This window comes from Chitinophaga filiformis (assembly GCF_900102545.1).
Classification (GTDB): domain Bacteria; phylum Bacteroidota; class Bacteroidia; order Chitinophagales; family Chitinophagaceae; genus Chitinophaga; species Chitinophaga filiformis.
Map to the genome: position 1 here is coordinate 1,423,137 of NZ_FNBN01000002.1, position 26,765 is coordinate 1,449,901.

Below are 26,765 nucleotides of genomic sequence, written 5' to 3' on the forward strand. Positions count from 1 at the left end.
CGTATCTTTGAAACAAGTATGTACTTTTAAGTATCCTGGATACTAAAAAGTATCTATAGTTGATTATCAATGATAAAAAAATAAAGGAATGGCTAAGAAAAGTATTGACACACCCATTTGCGCAGTAGATTTTGCTTTCCGGAGGATCGGGGGAAAATATAAAGGCCGCATCCTTTGGTATCTGCATATACATAAGGTATTACGCTATGGGGAACTGCGCAGAAGCATTATTGACATTACCACAAAGATGTTGACCCAAACGTTGCGGGAGCTGGAAGAGGACGGATTGGTGCATAGAGAGGTCTATCATACAATGCCTCCCCGCGTAGAATATACGCTGACGCCCTCTAGTCAGGAACTGATACCCTTTATAAATCACCTGCGGCAATGGGGCGACAGGCAGATGGCGAAAGAAAATATTCCGGTAATCGGCAGCTCAGCTGATTGTGTGATAAAGGACTAATATTAACAGACTGAAACCGGAGCTACTTAGCGTAAATGAAAAGAGGTTACAGCGCGCCGGCATTGAGTTTATCGATATGAGCCGGTACTTCATCAGCAGATATTATGTATGTCTTTTCCGTCTTCCTGCCCAGCTCATGGTCCAGTGTACGGCGGAAGTTGACAATCTCTTTTGATCTCAGCGTAACAATAAAATCATTATCTGTTTCCAATACCTTTTCATTGTCTTTTTCCCGCCAGAAACGCTCAATCAGACCAATGATATTCTGAGCAGTCAGCAGCGTTGTTGGGATATCAAGAATATGCAAGGGCGCCTGCTCATCCGCCCGCGGTAAAACATAGATACCTATATTCCTTCCGTCATCTGCTATAAAGCTTGTTTTATAACACCCCTGCTGCGATGTTAAAAAAGCATCCGCATCCTGTCTCCCCATGATCACCTCAGGCATAACAACGGTGACGGTAATACCATTCTCAGGACGCCATAATAAAGTCTTACCATTGATCTGCAATTCCTGCGGCTGTTTCACCTTCCACAAAGACAACAGGAAATTATTCAGATAAGCATGCGCCAATCCCTGTGCAGGCAATTCCGAGTGAAAGGAATCGAAGGTAATACTGTTCAGGACTTCCCTGATCCCCTCTGCCGCACCTGCAGTAGCATCCATCCTTTCCTGATCTGTATAGGTCTCCTGGTTATGATAGGTAAATACAAGCGGTTTTACATCATCAAAGTAAGTAGGCAGTTTCACCTGCGGTTCATCAGGCAATAATATAATAGTCTTCTGTGGTCCCAGTTTGGCCATAGTAGCACCCAGTTCAAAGATCACGTTATCTTTGGGACCATTGATTGTTGTGCCTTCCTTAGTAATATATGATACCATGTTATCGTTCGACAATACAATGATCGCATAGTCATAATGAAACAGCTTCTTGAAGAATGTCCACAAAGGCGTTGTATGATTATCCCCGAAAAAGTCTCCCTTCCAGAGATGAATGGTAAACTCAGATGCAAGATGGGTATGAATGCCTTCTGCCACAGGAAGGCTGCCGGATGAGGAAAAGATAACTATATATGGTTTCATATACCGTCGTTTATAAGATGTTATTTTGTGCCAGTACATGTATGAAATAAGGAATACCATTTATCTGTGAACGGTCCTTACTTTTCTCTACATCAGATAGTTTATCATAAGGCACCAGGTCAATATGCAGTTTCTGGGACTGGTAAAGCGCCTTATACCCACGTTCATTATTCCACCGTACTATGCGTGTTTCCACATCTTCCTTACCCGGATCATAGTCCTGTAAAGGAAGAAATCCATTGAGTAATTTTTCAGCACACCAGCGGTGCTGTTCCGTCTTCGAAAGCAATTCAAACAACACCCGGCATGCCGGGTTAGCTTCCATGCTGAAATATTCGAACAGCATCGCGGAGGTATCGTTAGCTGTTAAGGCCTGTTTTATTTTCTGCAAAGAATATGAGGTGTATCGCAGCTTCACCCATATATGGTCCGCCGCCCGGCGATTACTTTCCTTGTATGTATAGGACAAGGTCTCCCATTCCTGCCTTGCCAGCCGCATAATGTCGACAGGATTTTCCTTCCAGTAAGTTTTGTCTTTCATATTGGCATACCACAGGTTGATCAATGCAGGGAGATCATCAATAGAAGCATTTCCTTTCGCCAATGCCCTGCATTCATCCACCAGTTGTCCGAAGAGGATCACGGGCGTATACGGCAGTTGCCTGTTCAGCATATGGGAGATATTCTCAAACTCACTTTCATCAGCCAGGTTACAGTAAGAAAAGATCTGCAGATTAAAATACCGCGCAGCTATCTTACCCAGAAAACCATGGAGGTAAGCAGCGCCTTTCAAAGCATCTTCCAGGCAGAAGTATGCTGTAATAAGGTTCTCTTCCTTCAATGCCCTTAGCATTACTTCGTCGTTGTAATAGCCGGCATCTGACACAGGTAGTTCTTTAAAAGTAATCCTGCCTTTGGGAAAGATCTCCTTCCGGATCTCACGGGTATAAGGCGCTTCATATAACAGGTTTTCATGCGGATTATACCACAGGCAGGGATACTGCTGGTAAAATTCCGCTTCCGCTGCTACGGCGCCCTGTGCAAACACGGTGATATTGACATGATGATTACTATTCAGCTGGATAGTATGCAGTAATGTGACCAGCAGCTGTTTGCCCATATCGCCGAAGCCAAATAAAAGTATTTCTGTAGGCTTCCAGGCATCGCGGCTGTCCCTGTAAATAGGATAACGGATCAGTAATTTCCGGCTGATGATTTCATGGAAGTTCAGTCGCCGTACCACCACACGGCCCGATAAAGGATTCAGCTTTCCTACAAATTCAGCCGCCCGGTCATCTTTCAGGTGAATATAACAGTGCTTTCTCCTGGATTGCTTTGCCCACATGAGATCCAGTTCCTGTAAGGTCCGGATATTATCTGCATCAGATTCTTCCAGCAGGTATACCGTATGTGCATTGACAGTCCGGTTCCTTCTTAAAAAAGTGGATGACTGAGGACTTCCCTCTACCACCCTGATGCCCCGTTTCGCTGCTTCTGTTTTCAGGTTGGGATCAGGTGCTTTATCAATGATCATCACCTTCTGATGTTCCCTTTTTAGCGTGATGGCCAACAGGTAGGTAATGCTGTTTAACCCGGTGATCATACAGATCCTGTCCTTTGAAAACCACTTCCATACAAAGAAGTAGAGCAGGCTTTTATTATTGCTGCCGATGGCCAGGAAAAAAGCAATAAGGAAGGCATTAACGAAGAAAGCCAGACCACTGAAACGGGCAATGTCCAATATGACAACTGCTTCCCTGGGCTCGTTACCAACAGAAGAGTTAAACGTCAGCAGGTTGACAGCACTGAAAAAAGCGTCGCGGTATTCCGGGTAATTATCAGGCTTTTTTGATAAAATAAAACCCCAGGTACCGAAAGAGACCGTCAGCAGTACCCAAAAAAGCGGTAACACAAAACGCCGGAAATTCTCATTGTAGATCACATTTTTCTTCCACCAGGGTATACGGCTTTTATAGGTGAATTGCGGGAAACAGACTTCCGCCCATTCGAGTTTGTCAGGAGGCGGGAAATAACGTTCCCGCTGCAGTGCAGCACCACATAAGGGCGCATCATTTTCTGCACGGGAAACGATCAGCTGGTACAGTCTGCCGGATTTACAGCGTTTGCCCTCTGCTTCCATGGCCATATTTACCACATCGGAGGTACCGCCCTCTTTCCCGGTATCCACACCATCCCATAACACGATCAGGTATTCCGCAATATTGACAAGGCATCCTGCCAGCACTTTATAGGGAATATTATCACCTCCGGCTATCTTCTGCATGCCGCTACCAGCAGCACGCCTGTTTCTTTCCTCTGTTATGTACGGACTGAGAGAGCGTGTGGAGATCAATGTCGTCCCGAATTTGCCTGTTAATGTTTTTACTCTTTCCTCATCCCCGTCTTCCGGTAACAACAGTAAAAGCACTTTAAGGCCCATTTCCAGGGCTTTTGTCACTACAAGACTATCAGCGCCATCAGCGATCCCTGAAACCAGAATAAAGTCCTTATAATTGCCCTGTGTTATTTCCAGCAATTTGTCCCATACCGCATGCTGAATGTGTTGCAGTTCACTATCCACCAGATGACGGTGACCACTATGGGCGATGACCTTCCTGCCCCTTGGAATAAAACGGGAAAGCAGGGGAAAATCCTTCAGACGTTTCCGGCAAAAAACATAGGGGAATGCGCTCCGGGTCATGACGATTGGGATTAGTTTTGGGGCCTACTGCAAAGTAACGGTTAATGCAGTTTTATAACACGTAAGGCGAAATATATTCGTTTCTATACTTTATGGATTATAAGTATATCATAACAAAACTATTCTCCATGACATACGATAAACGACTTGCAAACAGGATCAGGGAGGGGTTTGAAAACAGGAAAGCTCCGGCTGTCTGACCGGAGCTTTGCGCTGATAATTTTGATACACTATGTTGTTACTTCATCTCCACGCCTACTGATACCCTTGTCTCATCATAGAAAAGGCTCAATGACTTAGGTTTGGTACCAGCTGGTAATTTGAATTTATTGTCTGTGGACGATTTGGTAGACTCCGCATCCACATTCACTGAATTGTAGTTGTCATGGGTAATGTTGTTGCCATTATCCAGCTGCAGGCGGAAATCGCCCGGGTTCACGAAAACACCACGACCTCCCACCTGGTTTTTGTTAGTCACCTCTAACTCATAAGTAATTTCAGTCCCTGTTACTTTTCCATCGGCATCTGCTAACTCAACTGCTTTTGCATTTCTTATGCGAACAAACGCCTCTTTGTTTTTACCGAGGTAAACAGAGTCGGGGGAGAATGCCACTGTATACGTTTTGGGTTCGTTAGCAGGCGCTGTGGCGGCAGGGGTACTTTCTGCAGGTTGCTCAGCTGTGGTTGTCTGCTGATCTGCATTTTCAGTCTTATTTTTCCCTTTACATGCAGCAAGAGTTACCATCAAGCCTACAGAGAATACAAGAATGATTCTTTTCATTGTTATTATTATTGGGTTTAAGATTTAAAGATGGACGGTCATAAAAAAACAATAATATAACTAAAGTACTCATTTTTTTCATTCCCGGAAGGGCATGGTAATCATTTGCGTACAAGTACGTACACATATAAGGGTTAGTATCTGAAACCGCGTAGAAATACGCACCCCGTACAGGTTAATATTCAGCAAACTGTTTGTCAGGATAACACCAGAGCCAACGTTCACCCGGTTCTGCCGAAGCCACTACAGGATGGTGTGCCTCGTTATAGTGACGGGTCATATGCTTTGCGGGCGACTGATCACAACAAAGCGTCACGCCGCAGGTCTGGCAGGTACGAAGATGTACCCATTCTCCGTTATTCTTAACGCATTCTTCACATACATAATCTTCTCCTATTTTCACTTCGGTGATAGCAAGCAGATGCTGGCAGGTGTTCTGATCTTCCATTTGTAACAATATTTTGATTCTACCATTGGGTTATCTGTGGTAATATAAAACTTTCTGTTGATTAATTACTGACAGCAGCAATCACATCATTACTGCTGTGATCACTGCTGCTGTCATCAGCTGTTTTTTCGTAAAGAATGTCCGGCAATAAACTGTTGTACAATGGCTGCCGGAATCACCAGGCTACTGGTTCGGGAAAACCTTGCGATATTGATCCCACAAAACTGTCCAGATGCATCAAACACGGGCCCTCCGCATTGCTCCGGCCTGAGAATAGCATCATGAGAAAAAACACTTTTAAAGCCATCCCTTCTGCTGCTCTTTCCTCCGCTGAACATTTCTGCGGGATGACTGGCCACTTGCTGAGGGCGGGTCCCCAATACGATCTCTTTAGTATGTATCGTTCCATTACGCTGACTTTCAAAAACGACCTTGTCTCCCGGCCAGTACCGCGATAATTCCCGGCCATAGTCTTCCGCCTTTTTAATAGGAGCGCCATTTATGCTTAGCACCAGGTCACCTGCCTGCAAACCGCTTTCCGCAGCAGGCGAGCCGGGTTGTACAATCGTCAGCACCAGCGGTCCGTCTGTAGGCGCTATCGCAGCTCCCAGAAATGCAAAGCTGGTCATTCGTGGCAAAGAGAATTCCCTGCCTGCCAATACGCTTGCAATGCATATCGTATCAGGGAGAGGAGACAGCAGGAATTCACCCGGACTATCCACCGCTTGTATATTTATCGGGAAAGCTATGCCCTTCTTCAGCTGCGAGGCTATTTCCAGCCATACCAGGTCATTATCCCTGTCCCGGAACATAACCCTCGCTTTCAGCTGTTTATTCTTAACGGTAACAAGAGGTGCTGTTCCTACTGCAGAACTCTTACTGATGATAACAGACTTTCCCCGCACCGAGAATAAGGCGCCAAGTATAGTTTGCTGTTCTCCATTCACCTTGCTGATGATCTTCAGACTTAAACCATCGTATCTGGCCGTTTGCAAGGCTGCATTCATATCTTCCAGCGCGGGAACAGTCATCAGTCCTGCTGCAAGCGGATCCTGGGCAATAGTATCTTCTGTTGCCGGATATTGGGTATAATGCACGGCCTTATTCAGGGCGGTCCAGTATTTCCTGTAAAGATCAACCGGTACTTCGTAATTGATGCTTTCACTCATCTCCACCGCACTATGTAGTCCTATAACACGCCCCATGTAGTCGAACAGCGGCCCTCCGGAATCTCCTGGTTCCATGATACAGGATGACTGCACAAAACCTTTATCGTTCCTTACCTGTGTGATACGGCCAAAACGCACTGACGGTAAAGGTTGGTTCAGGCTTTCAGGGTAGGCAATACTGATACAGGGCTCATTGATCTTGAGATCAGACGACCTGCCCATGGTTGCAAATGGCCACTCTCCTTCACTGATGATCTTCATCATAGCCACATCAGGCAGGATGGGTGTTTCCGGAAAATTGATCTTTCCCAGGGCCAGGGCAATCGCAGCTTTCCCATCAGGGAAAGTCACTTTATACGTCTTACCCGGAATAGTAGTATGCGCTACCGTCAGGATATGCCCATCCGGAGTGACCACCACTCCGCTGAACTGGGCACTCATTTGCTGGTTGGACACCGTGTCATATCCCCAGATCCTGACACTGGCAGGATAAGCTTTTTCAATGGCAGCATGAATAACAGGAGGTAAAGTTTCGGCAATACGTTGGCTGAAGCTATCTCCTGCAAATAATAGCAGGAGCATAACAAATAGTTGGTTTCTTCTCATTTTAACGGACCCGGTCTTTAAAACCGGCGGGTAAAGATAATTTTCCCGCGGATAAATCTACATATAACGGCTCAGGATACCCCAGCTTACTTACAATGAAATTATTAAATATATAGAAAATCGTTATCTTGCATTATTAATCCCGTATCCCCGGGGTCTCAACCAGATATGAAACCTATACCTAAATGTTTTCCACTGTTACTACTGTTGTTGACAGTTGTCAGTCAAGTTTCCAGAAGTCAGACCAATAATCTGTACAGCTACCAGGAGCTTTCACACCTTTTCTACCAGAAGCAAAAAGACTCCCTGAAAAAGGAATGGACCTGCCCTGTCAGATATAAAGAAAAGGCGACCCAGAAAAAGTATAAGGAAATCTGGGACGAGAGGACCGATTTCTTCCTGAATGCCATCACTGACGATGACTATGTGTATGATAAGGAGATCAGTGATTACCTGGGCGGCATTTTCAACGAAATTGCAAAGGCCAACAAGACTTACATGCCCGTGCAGCCAATGCTGTTTTTAGACAGAAGCCCTTCCGTCAACGCATATGCCATTGGTAATAACGTGATAGCCATTAACCTTGGCCTGGTCGTTTTCGCCAGATCCCGGGAAGAAATAGCCCTCACCGTAGCACATGAAATGTCGCACAACATCCTGGAACACGCCGAAACCTCCATGAGGAAACGAGCAGAATGGCTGACATCCGATGAGTATAAACAGTCAATGGAAGACGTGCTTGACTCCAGGTACCAGCGACTGACACGCCTGAAGAAGATATTTGAGAACTACTCCTTTGACAGAAGCAGGCACCAGCGCTATCGTGAAAGCGATGCAGACTCGCTGGCCATCATCCTGCTGAAAAATGCGCACATGGGCTTTGATCCTGCCTTCTTCCTGCGCCTGGACAGTGCTGATATGGTATACAGGCAGCCTTTAAAACAACCGGTTAAAAACTACTTTTCACCCTATAACATCACTATTGATGAAGCCTGGTTGAAAAAGCGCTCTAAGGGCCTCTCCACCAGGAGCTATAACTTCCAGGAGGCGGTTGCCCTGCAGGATTCCATGAAAACACACCCGGATTGTATAGAACGTTATAATAACACGAAAGCTGCCGGCACCGTTGACCAGAAGATGACACCTGTTCCCGCACGTATCAAAGAAAAAGCAGGCAAAATGATGATCTGGAACATGTACTGCAACATGAACCTGGCCCCCTGCCTCTACCGCGTACTGATGGAAAAGGACAATGGCAATACTGATCCCTGGTACGACTTTATGCTGCATAATATCATGCTGGAGCTATTCCATGCAGACAGGGAACTGCACCGCTTCAGTGCTATCGGCGTAACCCAGAAGGAGTATATCTCAAAAGATTACTATGAGTTACAGACCATGCTTGAACAAATACCACGTGAAGAACTGGAGAAATGTTGCCAGCAACTGCAAAAAGCAGCATTCTGGGCCAACATGCCCAAACCGGAACAGGGTATGAAAAATCTCCTGAATGTACTTACCACCGGAACAGACAATACAGACGAAGCTGGCGTAAAAGCTGCGAAAGAGTTTGTCAGCAGCAATGACACCAGTCTGTATTGTGAGTTTGCCAATGACATTAAAAAGAAATAATTGAACCCATAATTATCCCTATACCATGAAAAAACTATACCTGGCGATATTGTTAGCCATCATCGCCGTACAACACATCCATGCCCAGACCAAGGTGTTCCAGGAAGTCAGTGAAGGTATCTCTACCGAACTGAAAACCATCATGCAGGACGGTACCCTGGTAGGATATCTTTCCTTTACAGAGCTTGAAAGAGCAGATAAAGACTCTTTCAACTACAAGATCACTATCATGGACGAGAATCTCAATGACCTGGGCGTAGTAAATTTCAAAGAATTGAAACTGGATCTGCAAAGGGTATCATTTGAGAAAGATACACTGTGCCTCGCCTACCTGAAAAGTAATGTGGTAGGTTACGACTTTAAGAAAAGGAGCGAGCGTAATGCGTCTCTGAAGGATGGTTACATGTCTGTATTTGCCCAATTCATCAGCCTTGACGGAAAGATCGCGCATACTTTTGAGAAGAAGTTAAACATCAATATCCGTTTTGCGTACGACAACCGGCTGGACCACCGCATCGGCGACGGTACACTGAAAGTGCCGGTACAGATGAAGAATCTCAAAGACATAGGGTTTTCTTTCTACTTCGGAGATAACGAACACAACTACCTGCTGGTATACAACACCCAGGGACAGCCTGTCTGGGAGAAATACATCACCGAAAAGGCGGATCACTACTTTATGCTCACTTCCGAACATGATGTATTCCTGTTAATGAAAAGCGACGGAAAGATACAGCTGGGTGGATATTCCGTTATCTCCTATAATGTGGACAGCAAAGCTGGTATTCTGAAATACCCCTTGGAAGACAAGAAAAAGAATCCATTACAGGTAATGTCATTCGACAATGACCCTGTTACCGGAAAACCATGTCTAAGCGGTTACATTCTCAATGGAAAAGCGTCCAACGTTTATGTATCAGTCAAAGGCATGACTAAACGTATATACAAGGGTATATTCACCATTAAGCTGGATGGTCATGAGAAGTCGGAGGTTAAGCAGTTATTTACTTACTGGGATGATAATTCCACGCCTAATGTTACCCGCAAGGGTTACATGCCCGCCACGCAGGGATATATGTGGCCAGGAACTACCTTCCGGGACTACAACGGCAACACGTATTTCGCAGGCTCAACCCTGACCAGGAAAGTAAGATGGGGATGTATTGCCAGCTCTGTTATCACCGCACCACTGATCGTACCACCTTTATACATATTGGGTACTGCAGGTTCTTCAAAGTTCAGGATTACCAACGGCGTACTGATAAAACAGGATGTAAACGGGAAATTATCTGAAGTGAATGCTATTGAGGCTACCAGAGGAAAGGCCCTGAATGGAAGAGCGCCTATTTATATGGCTAGTCCGCATAACTTTTATACCGTATCTGCATCTGATACAAAGTCAACTTTCCTGATCATGAATGACTATAAGAAATCGACTATTTACAATGTGGATCAGCATAAGATAGTAAGGACGATTCCTTATAAGGATGGTAATGTGAGGACGTCTATTTATCCGGCAAAGGAAGGGCACGTAATTGTGTCGGAGTATAATAGTAAGGAGAAGTATACGAAGTTTTCGATAGAGGCTATTTAAGAAGGTATTTGTATAAAGCTGCGGCGTCTCATTGGTAATGGGACGCCGTTTTTGTTTTATGGGAATTTGCCGGGATGCAAAACTACAGAAGAGGCAGTCCGACCCATAAGATGACAATAAAATTATTGCCATCTTTTTTTTGACAATAAATTTATTGTCATCTACCGGTCCAGGGGAACAGCCTTTATCAGCGCGATACGGAAATAGAAAAGGTGAGCCTCTCCTCTCCTACTAATTACTTCAATACCGAGACCCATTGGGTTACTACTTTATTTCTAATCATAGGGAACAAAGTATCCTGGGAATACTTCCATTTACCGATAAAAAAAGAATTCTTTACATCTATAACAATCAGGACTTTCCTAGCATTGTAGCTAATTGGATACACATAATCTAAGTGGTCGTATGAAAATAAGACTTCCCGACCACCTGGCTTATCTGCAATGCGATAGTCAATATTTGTTTTCCGGTAATCACCTGCCTCGTTCGAAACTTCGAAGCGAATCACCGGACTTTCTACCTTCCTTCGCCGGCTTTTCTGAATAATAACGGTGTCCCGAATACGTGCTAAATTCGTAAGGCTGAAAGTCGAATCACTATCGACATTCAGTCTGCAATTAAACCTGAAGAAAACCGTTGTCTCATATCTATAGTACAAGACAGCATTACCATCCGGTTGAATTGTCAAACTAAAGCCATTGGATTTCCCTATGTAACTTCCGCTCTTCAATTGAGCATATAGCCTGCTGGGGCAGGCTATATGCAAAAAGAGTATTATTAAAACAAACTTAACGCTGAACTGGATCCGGTACATTTTACTTCACAATCTTAAACTCCGTTCTCCTATTCACCTTATGCTCTTCCTCACTACACTGTACCCCATTACTACACTTATTCAACAACTTCGTCTCACCATATCCTTTCGCCTTCACCCTCGCTTTCTCCACACCCTTCGTCACAAGATAGTTCGTCACCGACACTGCCCTTCTCTGTGACAACTGCAAGTTAAACTGATCACTACCACGACTATCCGTATGTGAGCCAACTTCCACAATACTACCCGGACTATCTGCCAGCAGTTTAACCACTCTATCCAATACCGGCTGTGCATCAGCACGAATATCCGCTTTGTTAAAGTCGAAATAAATATTAGGCAGGTCTGCAGCAGGAGATGATACGCTGTCTTTCGGCTTTTCAGGTACCGTCACTACAGCCACCGTATTCGGATCTATGCCAACAGGAGGAACAGTAGAGCTGTCAACTTCAGTAGTAGGAATTTGCCTGATCGTATCATTCTTCGCTACTACCGGCACATTTTCATCCGGCAATGCCGCTATTGCATAAATATCATCACTACCAACACCTCCTTCCCTGTTGGACGACAGATAAGCAATACCCGCTTCCGTCAGGCCGAAAGCAAAATCATCCTGCGGAGAGTTGAACGGATATCCCATATTCCGGACAATCCCCGTTGTCTTACCGGTATTATCAAGCGCTACACGGAAGATATCCAATCCTCCCATACCAATACGGCCATCACTGGCGAAGTATAGGATATTGTTTTTGGTCAGCGCCGGACTACGTTCATTACCGGCAGTATTAATTGATTTCAGGTTCAGCGGAGGTCCCCATTCACCAGCGGCAGTTCTGTAACATACATATAAGTCTGTGCCACCAACTCCTCCGGGCATGTTGGAGGAAAAGTAAAGCGCCATACCATCTTCTGTAATGAATGGATCTCCCACAGAATAGGCAGTTACATTATTATGTGTGAATGCCAGTGGAGCAGACCAGTTACCGGATGCATCCTGGCGGCTGCTGTAAATTTCGATGTTGACGGTCAGTGCTTTCCCTTTTGCACCGCTGCTCTTACCGGGAATACGTGTCAGGGTAAAATACACCTCTTTGCCATCCTTTGTAAAGCTGGCTGATCCCACATGGTAATTTGTACCTGTCTTTAAAGGAAAAAGCTGTACACTGTCTTCGCTGGCAGGTTTGATGAACAGATGCAGGTAGTCATTACCTGTCCAGCCGTTCAGCAAAGGATCGGGTGTGTTGCGGGTATCGAAGTGTAAAAAGGCACTGCGTTTTTTAGGCTGATGTGTTTTATCGGTAAAACGATCAGAAGTAAAGACCAGGCCACCCTGATAAGGCACCGCACTCCAGTCAGACTTTGCAGAGTTCAGCTGTTTATAGTTATCGATCTTTAAAGGTACAGGCGACTTCATCCAGGTGATAGCGGAATCGCAGGAAGCGATCCACACATCTTTCTGTTCTTTCGCTATCGTCTTATCAGCTGCTGCGAATTTCTGGTATTGTGTTTTAGCCTCAGCATATTTGGAATTATTCTGCAATGCTTTGGCATAGAACAGCAGGTTTTCTGGTTTACTGCCCGGCATACCGGTAGCAATAGCATACCAATGCTCTGCCTCCGTATAATTATTATTCAGGCGATAGCAATCTCCCAGGCGTTCTGCCGCATGTAAAGTAGCTTTCTTATTATAAGCCTGTTCGTAAAGGCCGATCGCTTCCGCGTATTTAAAAACCTCATATTGCTTATCAGCCTCCTTCATGACATACTGCGCCATTGAATTAACTGACGAAAACAATAAACACAGACTGAGCGCGTAATGTATTTTTTTCATGTTCAGTATAGGATGCTTTTAGAATACCCTTGGCGTAGCCATTCTGATATTTTGTTTATTGAATGTAAACCCGACAGATATTTCGTGTGAACCACCGCTATAACTCTGCAACGGGCCTACTGAAAAATCATAAGCGTATCCCACACGCAGGTTAGGCACGGGGAATACTTCCACTGCCGCTACAGCTGCGTTACGGTACATCAGGTTCTTCTGAAGATAACTCTTGTCGTACATCTTTACACCTGTGCGATAAGAACCGCCCACCCACACAATGTCTTTAAAGAGGAGAAAGGCATTCAGGTCCAGACTGGTAGGTCCTCCGCGATCATCCTTCAGGAGGAAGGAAGGCTTCAGCTGGATGTCCTCGTTGACCGGCAACAGCATACCTGCAGTTAAGTAGTAATGCAGTTTGGTCTGCGGCAGCCAGGTGAAACGACCATTGTTCTTAAAGGCCTGTACCACCAGGTTATCTACCGAGAAGCCGGCAAAATACTTGTCATTGGCGAAGAAGATACCCGCCCTGGCATCAGGCGTGAGCCTGTGCAGACCGGCTGGCATATCCGTTTCAGGATCATTGGGATTGAGATTAGCCCCATTGATACCTGATTGCAGGATACCGGCACTTAAGCCTATTGCAAGCCTGGAACTACCGTCTGCATTCATGCGGATACGGTAGGCATAGCTGGCGTAAGCGGATAAGTTATCCTGCGCACCTAGTTTGTCGCTTGACACCTGCAACGCCAATCCTACATTGCCATCATTGGCAATAGCATCTACTGCCAGTGAAAAACTTTTTGGAGCACCTGCAATACCTGTCCACTGATTGCGGTAAAAGGCGTGCAGGTTGAGTGCTTCCTTATAACCGGCATAAGCGGGATTGATATAGATGCCGTTGAACATATACTGGCTATACTGCGCGTCCTGCTGAGCATTGACGGTAAGTCCCAGTGATGTTAATAATCCGGCTATCAGCAATATTCTTTTCATAGTATAGAGCGCTTATTCCTTTACTTTTTAAAAGACCTGATCAATGTAATATACCCTTTCACCACTTCCCACTCTGCATCGGCATTGCGCCTCATACGCAACAGGTAATAGTAAGTACCCTCATTCAGCCCCTCGCCTTTCCAGGTATTCTGATAACCTTTCTGACGATACACCTCATTACCCCAACGGTTGACGATGATCAACTCATTCTCGTAATACTGGTTCAGGCCCCTTATTTCGAAGTTGTCATTTTTACCATCACCGTTCGGCGTGAACAGGTTCGGTACATTGATAGTAGATAAAGTGATCGTGATACGTACAGTCGCCGTATTAGAGAACTGACCGTTTGTATTCGCTACATGATAAGTGAAGACATCCTCACCGGTATAACCTGGATCAGGCGTGTACACAATTGTTCCGTCTTCGTTCACTTTTACTGTACCATGTGCAGGCTGATCAACAATCTCTACAGATTCTTTATCCAGTGATGAATTACCCGCATTGTCATTTGTCAACACCTCAATGGTTACAGCTGTATTTGCTTTGGTCTCTCCCTTGTCATCTGCTGCAACAGGAGGAGTAGTTGCTTTGACTGTAACAGTGATATTAACAGTTACAGTAGTAGTACCACCTTTACCATCACTGATAATAATGGTGAAGTTATCCGCACCGCTATAACCCGCAGCAGGTGTATATGTATAAGTGCCATCAGCATTCACCACTACTGAACCATGAGCCGGATCTGTACCTTTCGTGAAGGTCAGCACATCACCATCAGGATCCGTACCGGATACCGCACCATTTACCGGTGTATCCTGTTCAGTGGTCTTCGCATCACCAGTACCGGTTGGAGGATTATTGGCAGGAACAACAGGGCTTACCGTGACGTTCACAGTCACTGTTGTAGTACCGCCCTTACCATCACTGATAGTGATAGTGAAGTTATCTGTACCGGTATAACCTGCAGCTGGTGTATAGGTATAAGTGCCATCTGTATTAACAACCACTGAACCATGAGCAGGATCTGTACCTTTCGTAAAGGTCAGCGCATCGCCATCAGCGTCTGTACCAGATACTGCACCACTTACCGGTGTATCCTGGTTAGTGGTCTTCGTATCGCCTGTACCGGTCGGAGGATTATTACCCGGAGCAACAACCGGAGTTACGGTGAGATTCACAGTAACTGTTACAACACCGCCTTTACCATCACTGATGTTCACAGTGAAGTTATCTGTACCGGTGTAGCCTGCAGCTGGTGTATAAGTATAAGTACCATCTGAATTTACTACTACTGAACCATGCAGCACATCTGCACCTTTCGTATAGGTCAGTGCATCTCCATCAGGATCCAGACCACTTACAATACCACTTACAGGTGTGTCCTGGGTAGTTGTCCTTGTATCGCCGGTACCAATAGGAGGATTATTTGGCGGTGCAACAGGATTTACTGTGATATCGACAGTGACAATCTTATTACCACCTCTGCCATCGCTGATAATGACTGTGAAGTTGTCCGGACCGATATAACCTGGATTAGGCGTATAGGTATACGTTCCATCCGAACTGAAAATGATTGAACCATTAGATGGATCTGTTCCTATTGAGTAGGTCAATGGATCGCCGTCAGGATCTGTACCAGATACCGCACCATCTACCGGGGTATCTACTGTGGTTACCCTGGTATCACCTGTGCCGGTTGGAGGATTATTTGGTGGAACAACCGGATTTACCGTGATATTCACAGTAACTGTTGTGGTGCCACCTTTACCATCACTGATAGTAATAGTGAAGTTATCCGTACCGGTATAACCCGCAGCCGGTGTATAAGTATAAGTGCCATTTGTGTTTACTACTACAGAACCGTGAGCTGGATCTGTGGCTTTCGTAAAGGTCAATGCATCTCCATCTGGATCTGTACCGGATACTGAACCATTTACAGGAGTATCCTGGTTAGTGGTCTTTGTATCACCCGTACCGGTTGGAGGATTATTTGCTGGAACTACAGGGTTTACTGTGATATTTACAGTAACTGTTGTCGTGCCACCTTTACCATCACTGATAGTGATAGTGAAGCTATCTGTACCGGTATAACCCGCAGCTGGTGTATAGGTATAAGTTCCATCAGCATTCACCACTACTGAACCATGAGTCGGATCTGTATCCTTTGTAAAGGTCAATGCATCTCCATCTGGATCTGTACCGGATACAGAACCATTTACAGGAGTATCCTGGTTAGTGGTCTTGGTATCACCGGTACCGGTTGGAGGATTATTCGGAGGAGGATTTACCGTGATGTTTACTGTAACCGTTGTTGTTCCACCTTTACCATCATTGATCGTGATAGTGAAGCTATCAGGACCAGTATAACCAGCGCCTGGTGTATAGGTATAAGTGCCATCTGCATTTACCACTACTGAGCCATGAGCCGGATCTGTATCTTTCGTAAAGGTCAATGCGTCTCCATCAGGATCAGTACCAGATACTGAACCATTTACAGGAGTATCCTGAGTAGTAGTCTTCGTATCACCTGTACCAGTTGGAGGAGTGTTTGGACGAGGATCTACTGTAATGTCTACAGTAACTGTTGTAGATCCGCCTCTGCCATCACTGATGGTGATATTGAAATTGTCCGTACCGATATAACCTACAGCAGGTGTATAAGTATACGTTCCATCTGTATTAACTAATACCGTACCATGAGCGGGATCAGTAGCCTTCGTGAAGGTCAATGCATCTCCGTCAGGATCTGTACCGGATACTGAACCATTTACCGGAGTGTCCTGGATCGTGGTCTTAGTATCGCCAGTACCAGTTGGAGGATTATTTGCCGGTACTACAGGATTTACTATGATGTTTACAGTAACCGTTGTGGTACCACCTCTACCATCATCGATAACGATAGTGAAGTTATCTGTACCGGTATATCCGGCATCAGGTGTGTAAGTATAAGTGCCATCAGCATTTACAATCACTGAGCCATGAGCAGGATCTGTATTCTTCGTAAATGTCAATGCATCTCCATCAGGATCTGTACCGGATACAGAACCATTCACAGGCGTATCCTGGTTAGTGGTCTTCGTATCGCCAGTACCAGTTGGAGGAGTATTTGGACGAGGATTTACTGTGATGTCTACCGTAACGGTTGTGGTACCGCCTTTACCATCACTGATAATGATAGCGAAATTGTCCGTACCAACGTATCCTGCGGCTGGTGTATAAGTATAAGTGCCATCAGCATTTACTACCACTGAGCCATGGGCAGGATCTGTATCCTTGGTGAACGTCAATGCATCGCCATCAGGATCTGTACCAGATACTGAACCACTTACCGGTGTATCCTGGATAGTGGTCTTAGTATCACCTGTACCAGTCGGAGGATTATTAGGAGGAACATTTACCGTGATATTCACAGTAACCGTTGTAGTTCCACCTCTGCCATCACTGATAATGATAGTGAAATTGTCAGTGCCAGTATAACCTGCAGCTGGTGTATATGTATAAGTACCGTCTGCATTAACAACTACCGAACCATGAGCCGGATCTGTATCCTTCGCGAATGTCAAAGCATCACCATCAGGATCTGTACCAGATACTGAACCACTTACCGGAGTATCTCTCGTAGTAGTCTTAGTATCACCAGTACCTGTTGGAGGATTATTCGGAGGAGGATTTACTGTGATGTTTACTGTAACCGTTGCTGTTCCGCCGTTACCATCACTGATGGTAATAGTGAAACTATCTGCACCGGTATAACCCGCAGCTGGTGTATAGGTATAAGTACCATCTGCATTAACTGTTACTGAACCATGAGCTGGATCTGTATCCTTTGTGAATGTCAAAGCATCACCGTCAGGATCTGTACCGGATACTGAACCACTTACCGGCGTATCCTGGGTAGTCGTCTTAGTATCACCTGTACCAGTAGGAGGATTATTTGGCGGAGCATTTACTGTGATGTCTACAGTAACGGTCGCAGTTCCGCCCTGCCCATCACTGATAATAATAGTGAATTGGTCCGTTCCGGTATAACCTGCGGCTGGTGTATAGGTATATGTTCCATCTGTATTTACCACTACTGAACCATGCGCCGGATCAGTGTCTTTCGCAAAAGTCAGCGCATCGCCATCGGGATCTGTGCCAGACACTGAACCACTTACAGGGGTATCGCGAATGGTGGTCTTAGTATCTCCTGTACCTGTTGGAGGAGTATTCACAGATGTAATCGTTATCGGGAAAGTCTTCGTATCCTGCAATGCACCACCTGTACCGGTGTTACCGTTATCAGAGATATTTACTGTCGCAGTAACCGAAGCCGGCGGATTGTGTACGGAGGTATAGTTGAGATTATTACCCGCAATAAATACATTGATATCTGATATTGTACCCGACAACACCAATGCATCCGGCGTACCACTCACTGTTACACCACCACCGGAGGTAGCGCTGAATCCACCTGAAGGCACACTGATAGTAACAGTCACAATGCCTGTACCTGCGTCAATATCAGTAGCAGATATACCCGGAATAGGTGTTGGCGTTTCTTCGCTAACAGTGGAGCCTGCCGGTACAGTCAGCACCGGCGCATCGTTCACCGGATTAATATCGATCGTCATTGTAGCCGGCGTAGCAGCATAGCCCATGCCATCGCTCGCTACCCAGTCAAAGCTGGTGCTGCCATTCCAGTCTGCATCCGGTACAAATGTAATGTTACCCAGATCAGCAGCTGGTATTTCCTGTCCAATAGTAACTGCGGAGCCATTCAGCATCAGCGTACCATGTTGTGGCAGAGAAACAACCTTTATCTTATCCAGCGGAGAAGCATCAGCATCTGTATAGTGACTGGTGAAATCTGTATTCGCGAAAGTCAGTGTGTTATCCTCATTACCAGTTACGCTACTATTAGTAACGGTTGGCAGTCGGTTTGTTCCGACTGAAACCACAAAAGTATAATCAGCTTTGTCTGCATCTGCATCACTATTCTTAATAGTGATAGTGGCATTATAGATACCCGCTGTGTGAGATGCCGGATCGAAAGTAATTTCAAAAGTAGTACTAGCACCACCATTTAATGAGCTGGTAGCTGGTTGTACCGTAACTGTAAAACCAGGGTCTCCGCTGATGCTTACCAGTGGCGTACCTGTCAGCGTCAGAGTACCCGTACCACTGTTCTGAATAGTGAAAGTGTGCGCGATAGTAGTACCGGTAGTCTGACCAAAATCAGTTCCGTCAGTAGTATTGGAGGTAGTACTGTTATCCGGGATAGTAACACTATTACCTGTTACATTAATACCCGGATTGGTCAGTATCTTGATAGTAGTTGTAGCTACAGGCCCGCTTTGAGCTCCATCTTTCAGGGTCGTAGTGATAATGCGGTCAGTAGTATTAGGAGTACTGTTCGTGTTTTTATATCCGAGCATCTTTATCGCTGCGATATAGTCAGCCTGTGATGCCTGCCCTGACAGGGTAATTACACCGGTACCTTCACCGGAAATGGTGATACCTGCAGGTAAGGTTCCTGTCAGATAAATACCTTCCTGTCCTGCGTCCAGGATATTGGTCAGGGTAATAGTAGCTCCATAAATATCACCGGTACCAGGAGATACAATGGTCAGGTCTGCATCTGCGATTTTTGCGGGCGTAGCACTACCTGCTGTAAAAGTGTTCAGGTAAGTGTAATTACCTGTGGCGCCTGAACTCTTATCCGGATCAGGGTCTATAACAGGACAACTATTTACGTTGACCGTTTTTGTGAAGATATTATTATCGTAATAACATTCTTTATAGTAAGGATTCCGGGTATCCAGCGCAGACAGTGCAAATGGCGTACCTACCGCATGTCCGACACTACCCGGTACAAAAGTACCGTCATCGTTAAGGATCATGACCAGGTCCATCGTCGGAGTACTGATGCTGCTGAGATCCACGTCAAAGCTGAAATTCTTGCATTCGCCGGCTTTTATCTGCTGGTCGAGCGTATCGAGGTGCAGGAGCACTGCAGCAGGATTCACAGTCGGGTCCCCATTGTAAAAGGCAATCGGCATGCCACCTGTAGCATTACCTGCACCGGGATTACATACCTGCACATTTACTTTAAGCTGGCTACAGGTAGCACCCTTTGCAAAGGTGATATTGGGTGTATTAAAGGCTAAATCCGGACGGGCGCCGAAAAAGTCAGCCGACAACAGGAACTGGTAAGTCTGATTCGCCAACCCGGTCTGGTTGGTAACGATCAGTTCACTCTTGTCTGCAGACAGGGTGAACCTCAGGTCATAAGGATATCCTGCGCGGAATCCGACCGTATTAACATGATCATGTGTACTTGTACTATCCAGTGGCACATCCTTAAAAGCATAGTTGTCCTCACGTCTTCCTGTACCCGTATTAGATCCTACTTGTTGATAGTAGTAACCAGTGACAGTTTCCGTCAACAGGTCTATATATCCATATGCGGCCAGTGAGTTCTCATTGCTCTCTACGCTCAGATTCACCGCATTAGCCGTCTGATTGAAGTAAATGAAGTTTGTACCGCTAGGTATTTTAAACGTCCTGGTCACACCTGCGGCAGGATATGAACTGGCGGCAATTGATCTGATATCATTGTCAATGAATTCAGCGCTCATTCCCTGCCCTACCCTTTTATAAAATTCAATGGTGTATGCGTCATCAAAATCGCGGGCATACGATGCATCTCTCTTGATAATGAGATTGGACCCGGAAATATAGATCTGCGGATTATACAATCCCACAGCGCCCGTACTGGTATTTTTAGCGGCGTAATCTCCCGTGATGGCACCTGAACTCACCAGATCACTGGCGGATGTATTACTACGATTACTGATCACATAGTTAGATCTTCTGTCAACTGTACCCCCATTTGCAAGGGTAACAAATCCATTTGTCAACCCCGCATCCAGGTCCATCGTAATATGCAGACTGGAATATCCTTCCTCCGTACCATTGGAGCTATTAAGATCCGCGTTACTGGAGTTGATACCCTTTCCTGAAATAGTGAGCAAACTGGCGCCTGCCGGTATTGGGATCACAAGATCAGTATTAAGAGAGGTTGCCCCGTGTAAAAGCGTCCGGATCTCCGTCGGTAACGGATCAAAGGAATTAGTATTAGGAGAAAGATATTCCACATAAAACGCAGAATGGATACCTGTTGCATTCTCCGCGATGGTCAGCGTTGAACCGGAAATGGTGAAATTCACGTTGTTGAGATCCGGCGTCTTGTCACCAATCTTACTACCATTAGGTATCTGCGCTCCCAGAATAACATCTCTCCAGCCATAAACGTTCGTTCCCGAACCATTGGTGAAGGTGTTCTTTGCATAGTTAATAAAACCGGAAGATGTGGAGGACGGTATATCAATAATAGCATTGATCGTGATAAAATCCTCGTCGCCTCTTTCCGGCTCAATACCCGTGGACAGATCCCCTGTTTCAGAAGATACAAATACCACTATTGATTTGGTACCCGCAGGAATCGTAAAAGTCGGGGCGGCACCGCCAGGCGCTCTGTACTTGGTTTCCACCCCCAATATATTTGCCTTTTTTCCTCCGGTCGGGCTACAGGGGCTGTAGGGTAACTGACTGAAAACAAGGAAGGGAAAGAGCACCATACTAATGCCTAACAGCACTCTGATGAGATGTGATTTCATAGGTACAACAAAATTTACAGCTGCAGCAAGCTGCATGTTCACAGATAGAAAGGGATTACGCAACTATTACTTAAATGAGTAAACAGGTACTATTATCATTTACTGAACAACGTCCCATTGAAATAAAAAAATGCCGAAAAGTGACCAACTCACACATTCGACAACACGAAATCCGCACGCAAATATAGTTATTATACTAATATATTACTAAAAAGAAAAGACAAGCCACTTTCGCGACTTGTCTTTTCCTCAGTCTGATTTTTATGCTAATCTAAATAATGCACTGGTTCTCTGCTTCGTCTCTGCTTATTCTCTGCTTATTCTCTGCTTATTCTCTGCTTATTCTCTGCTTATTCTCTGCTTGTTCTCTGCTTGTTCTCTGCTTGTTCTCTGCTTCGTCTCTCATTGTTCTCCCTGGGTTCAGGATGAGTTCTGATAGCCTAAGCAAGTGTCTTACAGCGACTCCTCGTATACATTACCGAATCTATCGGTGGCCCTTACTGTGATCTTCTTCGCATCCGGGGAAGGTTTGGCAAAGAACATGTGGTCAGTCAGCGTAGGCTCCACAAACTTATGCTTCTTAGGCAACTGCGGACCAAGATACAGTTCCACTGCCCAGGGATCATAAGCTACCCGACGTTCCATCTGTCCTTTCAGCACCCCGTCTTCGTACCATTCCACTTTCCATTTGTTGTCCCAGTTCCATACGTTGGCTGAAATCTCTTCCGGCGACTCCTGCACTTTTCCTTTCGGATAAACACGGAGCTGCTTTTCCTTCGGCATACCGGTGGATTTATAATGCCATTTGATATCAGTGCCATCCACATCGTACACACCATAACCACCGGGCGTACCGTCACCACAGATAGGGCCGGTCCACCAGGCGCCACAAACGGTACCATGGTTGTGCTCCATGATATCTCCTTCCTCCCAGTTGTCATTGAAGTGCGTATGGCCACTCATAATATGCACTTTATAAGGCGCCAGCATCTTATAGAGCTGTTTCCTGTTGGCTACAGTGCCTCCACCAATTTCCTCCGGTTTTCCCGCCCTTCTCTGCGCTCCTGTGAAAGTCGGAATATGCAGGCTTAACACAATAGTACTGCCGGGTTTTACCATCGCCAGATCCTGCTCCAGCCATTGCAGCTGATTTTCAGTGATGTAGCCGATATAACTTTTCGCAGCACCTACAAAGAATACATCATCCAGCACTATATAGTGGATTTCTCCCCTGTTATAGGAATAATAGGTAGGACCAAACTGTTTTTTGAATGTATTGGAAGATCCCTCATCTGCACGGGCCTCGATATCCATATCATGGTTACCGATCACGTTGAAGAACGGAATACCAGACAAGGCAACCGCCTGCCTATAGTCAGCGAATAATTCAAACTCGTCCCACACCAGGTCTCCACAGCCAATACCATGTATCAGCGCATCTTTAGGATAGGATTTCACAACTGCCTGCAGATCAGGTACAGACTGGCTCATTAACAACTCCACATCTTTCTTTGATTTCATCTGGGGATCCGCCCATACCACAAAACTATGCTTGCGGTCATCCACGGTCAGTTTCTCCAGGCTGAAATCATTTTTAAATGAGTTGCTGTCTTTGGTGATCGGTCTGAAAAAGGTAGCGATCCCTTTTTCTTCCGGGAAAGCATATCCCGCAGGCACACTGATATACACAAATTCAGCCGTGGCGTTACTCTGTAGTTCATACTGCCCGTTCTTGTCTGTCAGCACGATGTTGATACCATCTGTTACCTGCACACCCGGAATGCCTTTCCCTTTGTTGTGAACCTTTCCCTTCAGGGTAATATTTGAAAGATCAATATTTCCGCGTCTGAACAATGGCTTTGCACTCAGCATTGCTGAAGGCAGCGTCAGTAGCGATCCGGTAATACCAAAGTTCTTTAAGAATTTTCGTCTGTTAAGCGTCATAAACTGTTAATCTTTTGTTTTGAGTGTGGTAGAGCCCTCTCCTTCGATCTCGGTAATAGCAGAAGTTTTGGTCAGCAGTACATTTTTCTGTATTCTTACTTTAGACCATTTCCCAATGGAAGGATCATAAACACCTCCCAGCATATTAAAATAGCCCAGGTCAGCGGTGTTATAGCTAAATGCGCGAACATTGGTACCCTGTCTGTAGAATGGCTGAGATGCTTGTGAGATCGGGTGTTTGATTTTGTAAACGTCTGTGTTGGCAATACGATATCCTTTTCCGCTGGCGTATAAGCTACCACCTGTAGCAATGAAGATCACATCCACCGGCTTTGAATCTGCCGTAACGGTAGAATCTTTAAATACCGCGATACCGAATGCATTACCACTATTTGCCAGTAAACCACCTGTTTTCAGACCAAAACCATCGCCGTCGTTCTTGGTATAGTCGAAGGCCCTGATCCAGTTGCTGCTGCTCATGCTGGTAGAACCTGAACCATTGATCGTTTTACCGGAACCTCCCACATAAAAGAACGTGCCCTTTGCCGCTTTACCTTTACTCAGGCTGAACTTGTAGGTACGCATTTCACCGGTCGCCCAGCCTTTGGCCGGCGCCCCCGTAGGTGTTGAAGCATTCGCATTGTTGGTAACAACTACTGCATAGGGAGTGGCCGCGAAGTCAATGTCTGCGGTGGCCATCATCTGCACGTATTCATAGTTTCCATCTCCCCCCTTTACGTCACTCATAAAACCGGTAATGATCACAGGCTTTTCTTCAATCACGGAGCTAAGTACCTGCACATCTTTTCCTGTACGTATCCTGAACTGTGGATGTCCCTCACTGGTATTAAACAGAATACCATAGTAGTTAGCGTTAAACACGGCCTTTTGCTGCGCAAAAGCGGCATTAGCTTCTGTATGCAGGGTAATGCTCTCATAACTGTCATTCAGGACCTTGTCGCCGGACAATACAGCATTTGAATCGGGTAACGGATCAAAGGTTCCTTCTGCAATCACTGAAAATACACTTTCATAAGCATCGGGATCTGCGATCATTTTATCAGATGTAATAATTGTAATAGGAACAGCATTTCCGGAAGACACTTTTTTAATATCACTGTTTTTGATACCGGTAAGCTGCAGGATGCCGTCCACTTTTTTCAATACAGCACCTTCCACATGAATGATGACTGAATCGCCAGGTACATAGGTGGCGGCATCAGCTCCCAGCGGAATCGCAATACCACGGAACAGGGATAAACGGCGGGCATCCTGCACGATCAGCAATCCTGCAGGCAGGTTACCACCGGAATGGTCTGACACTACCATTGCTGCTATGCTGGTAGAACCCAGCATGTTTTCCACACTCAGTGTTACATCATGTCCTTTATAGATATTCCTGATATCATAGATCGCTATATAAGGGCTGATCTGACCACCAGGATAGGTATCTTTTTCACATCCCCATAAAGAGATCAGAGACGATAAAAAGAAGAAGTATATTAAGATCTTTTTCATGACAGTATTTTTCATAATTAACATCAATTATGGTTTTTGCCACCAAACCTGTGTATAGATCTGATCAGGTCCCTGATTGGCAACAGCTAGTTTATAATTTGTAGGATTGGTAGATTGTACATATACAGGGTATACCATCCTTGCCGGCATTACGCCGTTGTTCTTCAGGCCTGCACCTTTAGGTAATATCGGATGCCCCGTACGGCGATACTCAAACCACTGCTGGAAGTCTACCAGGAACAACGCATAATATTTCTGCAGGTGGATCCTTTCCATCTTTTCGTCAAAGGTTAAGCTATCCATCCACTGGATATCTGCCTCTACCAGGAAGTCAGTTATTTTCTTAGGCCAGGCAGGCAGCCAGAGTGTAATACTTGCCAGCGCGCCGTCATTATAATAGGTCTCCGGAGAACCACTTATCCAACCCTTTAATGCCGCTTCCGCCAGGATGAACTTCAGCTCAGCATAGTTCATTATCATACCTGTTAACGGCTCTGTCATCAGGGAAGAAGTGGATGTATTGGAATAGAAATAACATTTCTTCACAGGATTCTCTCCCGGTGCATAACCGCTTGGTATACCCTGATAGTTGCCGGAATAGGGAGCAATCCCCCATCTGTTAATACCACCAACACCATAGGTAGGGATGTCAATGCGGGGATCATTCCAGTCTGACAGGTGGTCTATGAAGAAACTGGCCAGTCCCGGCTGTCTGAAGTCCTGTTCCCTTACACTCAATAAAGGAGAAGAATACGGGCCAGTACCTGTCCATCTCAGGATAGCTGATTCATCATTGCTGGCCATGATAGGATAGGTTTCCACGATCTGTTTGATCTTAGCCTTACAGAACTCCGCCATTTCAACTTTAGCCGAAACTCTCATCAGCAGGCGCAGGTACAGTGTATTACCAAACTTGCGCCAGTTAGCTACGTTACCGCCATACACAGGATCGCTGGAAGGTAAAATAGCTGTAGCTGCTGATAACAGTACGTTTGCGGTATCGAGCTTGCTGAAGATATCTGTATAGATATCTTTCTGTTTATCAAACTTTGGCTCATAGATAGCACTGTCTTTTGCCAGGTTGGATTCAAAGTATGGGATATCGCCATAGGTATCTGTCAGTATGGAATAGATCCATGACTGGCAGATCAGCGAAATACCCATATAAGACTTATTGTAGTTCAGCTCCTGGCTGGCCACCTTATAGATATCCTTAAAGTTGGTCAGTTCAGAATATAAGCCGTTGTATAAACCATCTGATACACCAGGACGATAATCATATCTGAATACCCGTCCTTCTGCATCGCTGGGATCTACCGTTACCTGCATCAACTCATTATTAAAGCTGCGGTTGCGCAACATGGTAGTCGTCAGTGCCCCTACCAGCGCCGGCGCCAGCAGCTGCTGCGGCAGCGCCGTAGGCGTACCATTCGGATCTGTATTGATCTTCGTGAAATCTTTCGTACAGGATGAGAGCATCATGCTGCTCACCAATACAAGGCTTGTTATTGTGTATATGATCTTCTTCATTG

The 26,765-nt window shown here is 45.5% G+C and carries 14 protein-coding genes; 3 read left to right on the plus strand and 11 right to left on the minus strand.

Annotated elements, in window-relative coordinates; genetic code table 11:
- Nucleotides 1-88: 88 nt before the first annotated feature.
- Complete coding sequence (locus BLR32_RS12105) at nucleotides 89-463, plus strand: winged helix-turn-helix transcriptional regulator (RefSeq protein WP_089831951.1); 375 nt, start codon at nucleotides 89-91, stop codon at nucleotides 461-463.
- 46 nt (nucleotides 464-509) lie between these two features.
- Here the strand turns inward: BLR32_RS12105 and BLR32_RS12110 are convergent, their stop codons facing one another.
- The 5 genes from BLR32_RS12110 to BLR32_RS12130 all read right to left on the minus strand — a co-directional run bounded on the left by BLR32_RS12110 (nucleotide 510) and on the right by BLR32_RS12130 (nucleotide 7,228).
- Complete coding sequence (locus BLR32_RS12110; protein WP_176842247.1) at nucleotides 510-1,547, minus strand: TIR domain-containing protein; 1,038 nt, start codon at nucleotides 1,545-1,547, stop codon at nucleotides 510-512.
- A gap of 10 nt (nucleotides 1,548-1,557) precedes the next feature.
- Nucleotides 1,558-4,248: an NAD-binding protein gene (locus BLR32_RS12115; RefSeq protein ID WP_089831955.1), complete on the minus strand. Its 2,691-nt coding sequence runs from the start codon at nucleotides 4,246-4,248 to the stop codon at nucleotides 1,558-1,560.
- A 238-nt stretch (nucleotides 4,249-4,486) separates the two neighbouring features.
- Nucleotides 4,487-5,029, minus strand: a complete 543-nt coding sequence (locus tag BLR32_RS12120; RefSeq protein WP_089831957.1) for a hypothetical protein — start codon at nucleotides 5,027-5,029, stop codon at nucleotides 4,487-4,489.
- Between the two features lie 175 nt (nucleotides 5,030-5,204).
- Complete coding sequence (locus BLR32_RS12125; RefSeq protein ID WP_089831959.1) at nucleotides 5,205-5,477, minus strand: UBP-type zinc finger domain-containing protein; 273 nt, start codon at nucleotides 5,475-5,477, stop codon at nucleotides 5,205-5,207.
- A gap of 116 nt (nucleotides 5,478-5,593) precedes the next feature.
- Nucleotides 5,594-7,228, minus strand: coding sequence for a S1C family serine protease (locus BLR32_RS12130; protein WP_176842248.1), 1,635 nt, complete (start codon nucleotides 7,226-7,228; stop codon nucleotides 5,594-5,596).
- A gap of 192 nt (nucleotides 7,229-7,420) precedes the next feature.
- Between BLR32_RS12130 and BLR32_RS12135 the strand changes: the two genes are divergently transcribed.
- Nucleotides 7,421-8,884, plus strand: a complete 1,464-nt coding sequence (locus BLR32_RS12135) for a M48 family metalloprotease (RefSeq protein WP_089831963.1) — start codon at nucleotides 7,421-7,423, stop codon at nucleotides 8,882-8,884.
- Nucleotides 8,885-8,909: 25 nt separating this feature from the next.
- Nucleotides 8,910-10,478 carry a DUF6770 family protein gene (locus BLR32_RS12140; RefSeq protein WP_089831964.1) on the plus strand — a complete coding sequence of 523 codons (1,569 nt, stop codon included), beginning with the start codon at nucleotides 8,910-8,912 and terminating at the stop codon, nucleotides 10,476-10,478.
- An 815-nt stretch (nucleotides 10,479-11,293) separates the two neighbouring features.
- On the opposite strand, the gene BLR32_RS12150 is transcribed toward BLR32_RS12140, so the two are convergent.
- From BLR32_RS12150 to BLR32_RS12175, 6 genes are all read right to left on the minus strand, one after another.
- A complete protein-coding gene (locus BLR32_RS12150; RefSeq protein WP_218124177.1) occupies nucleotides 11,294-13,066 on the minus strand; it encodes an OmpA family protein in 1,773 nt (590 codons plus the stop codon).
- A gap of 75 nt (nucleotides 13,067-13,141) precedes the next feature.
- Nucleotides 13,142-14,110 carry a PorP/SprF family type IX secretion system membrane protein gene (locus BLR32_RS12155; RefSeq protein ID WP_089831970.1) on the minus strand — a complete coding sequence of 323 codons (969 nt, stop codon included), beginning with the start codon at nucleotides 14,108-14,110 and terminating at the stop codon, nucleotides 13,142-13,144.
- Nucleotides 14,111-14,130: 20 nt separating this feature from the next.
- Nucleotides 14,131-21,771: an Ig-like domain-containing protein gene (locus tag BLR32_RS12160; protein ID WP_176842249.1), complete on the minus strand. Its 7,641-nt coding sequence runs from the start codon at nucleotides 21,769-21,771 to the stop codon at nucleotides 14,131-14,133.
- 453 nt (nucleotides 21,772-22,224) lie between these two features.
- Nucleotides 22,225-23,715 carry a calcineurin-like phosphoesterase C-terminal domain-containing protein gene (locus BLR32_RS12165; RefSeq protein ID WP_089831974.1) on the minus strand — a complete coding sequence of 497 codons (1,491 nt, stop codon included), beginning with the start codon at nucleotides 23,713-23,715 and terminating at the stop codon, nucleotides 22,225-22,227.
- Nucleotides 23,716-23,721: 6 nt separating this feature from the next.
- Nucleotides 23,722-25,233: a DUF5689 domain-containing protein gene (locus BLR32_RS12170; RefSeq protein WP_089831975.1), complete on the minus strand. Its 1,512-nt coding sequence runs from the start codon at nucleotides 25,231-25,233 to the stop codon at nucleotides 23,722-23,724.
- Between the two features lie 27 nt (nucleotides 25,234-25,260).
- A complete protein-coding gene (locus tag BLR32_RS12175) occupies nucleotides 25,261-26,763 on the minus strand; it encodes a SusD/RagB family nutrient-binding outer membrane lipoprotein (protein WP_089831977.1) in 1,503 nt (500 codons plus the stop codon).
- Between the last annotated feature and the right edge of the window lie 2 nt (nucleotides 26,764-26,765).

Coding starts and splice junctions, on each gene's coding strand:
- BLR32_RS12150 (WP_218124177.1), bottom strand. CDS start 13,066: ATGGCGCAGTATGTCATGAAGGAGGCTGATAAGCAATATGAGGTTTTT.
- BLR32_RS12135 (WP_089831963.1), top strand. CDS start 7,421: ATGAAACCTATACCTAAATGTTTTCCACTGTTACTACTGTTGTTGACA.
- BLR32_RS12175 (WP_089831977.1), bottom strand. CDS start 26,763: ATGAAGAAGATCATATACACAATAACAAGCCTTGTATTGGTGAGCAGC.
- BLR32_RS12130 (WP_176842248.1), bottom strand. CDS start 7,228: ATGCTCCTGCTATTATTTGCAGGAGATAGCTTCAGCCAACGTATTGCC.
- BLR32_RS12170 (WP_089831975.1), bottom strand. CDS start 25,233: ATGAAAAAGATCTTAATATACTTCTTCTTTTTATCGTCTCTGATCTCT.
- BLR32_RS12105 (WP_089831951.1), top strand. CDS start 89: ATGGCTAAGAAAAGTATTGACACACCCATTTGCGCAGTAGATTTTGCT.
- BLR32_RS12140 (WP_089831964.1), top strand. CDS start 8,910: ATGAAAAAACTATACCTGGCGATATTGTTAGCCATCATCGCCGTACAA.
- BLR32_RS12120 (WP_089831957.1), bottom strand. CDS start 5,029: ATGAAAAGAATCATTCTTGTATTCTCTGTAGGCTTGATGGTAACTCTT.
- BLR32_RS12165 (WP_089831974.1), bottom strand. CDS start 23,715: ATGACGCTTAACAGACGAAAATTCTTAAAGAACTTTGGTATTACCGGA.
- BLR32_RS12110 (WP_176842247.1), bottom strand. CDS start 1,547: ATGAAACCATATATAGTTATCTTTTCCTCATCCGGCAGCCTTCCTGTG.
- BLR32_RS12125 (WP_089831959.1), bottom strand. CDS start 5,477: ATGGAAGATCAGAACACCTGCCAGCATCTGCTTGCTATCACCGAAGTG.
- BLR32_RS12115 (WP_089831955.1), bottom strand. CDS start 4,248: ATGACCCGGAGCGCATTCCCCTATGTTTTTTGCCGGAAACGTCTGAAG.
- BLR32_RS12155 (WP_089831970.1), bottom strand. CDS start 14,110: ATGAAAAGAATATTGCTGATAGCCGGATTATTAACATCACTGGGACTT.
- BLR32_RS12160 (WP_176842249.1), bottom strand. CDS start 21,771: ATGAAATCACATCTCATCAGAGTGCTGTTAGGCATTAGTATGGTGCTC.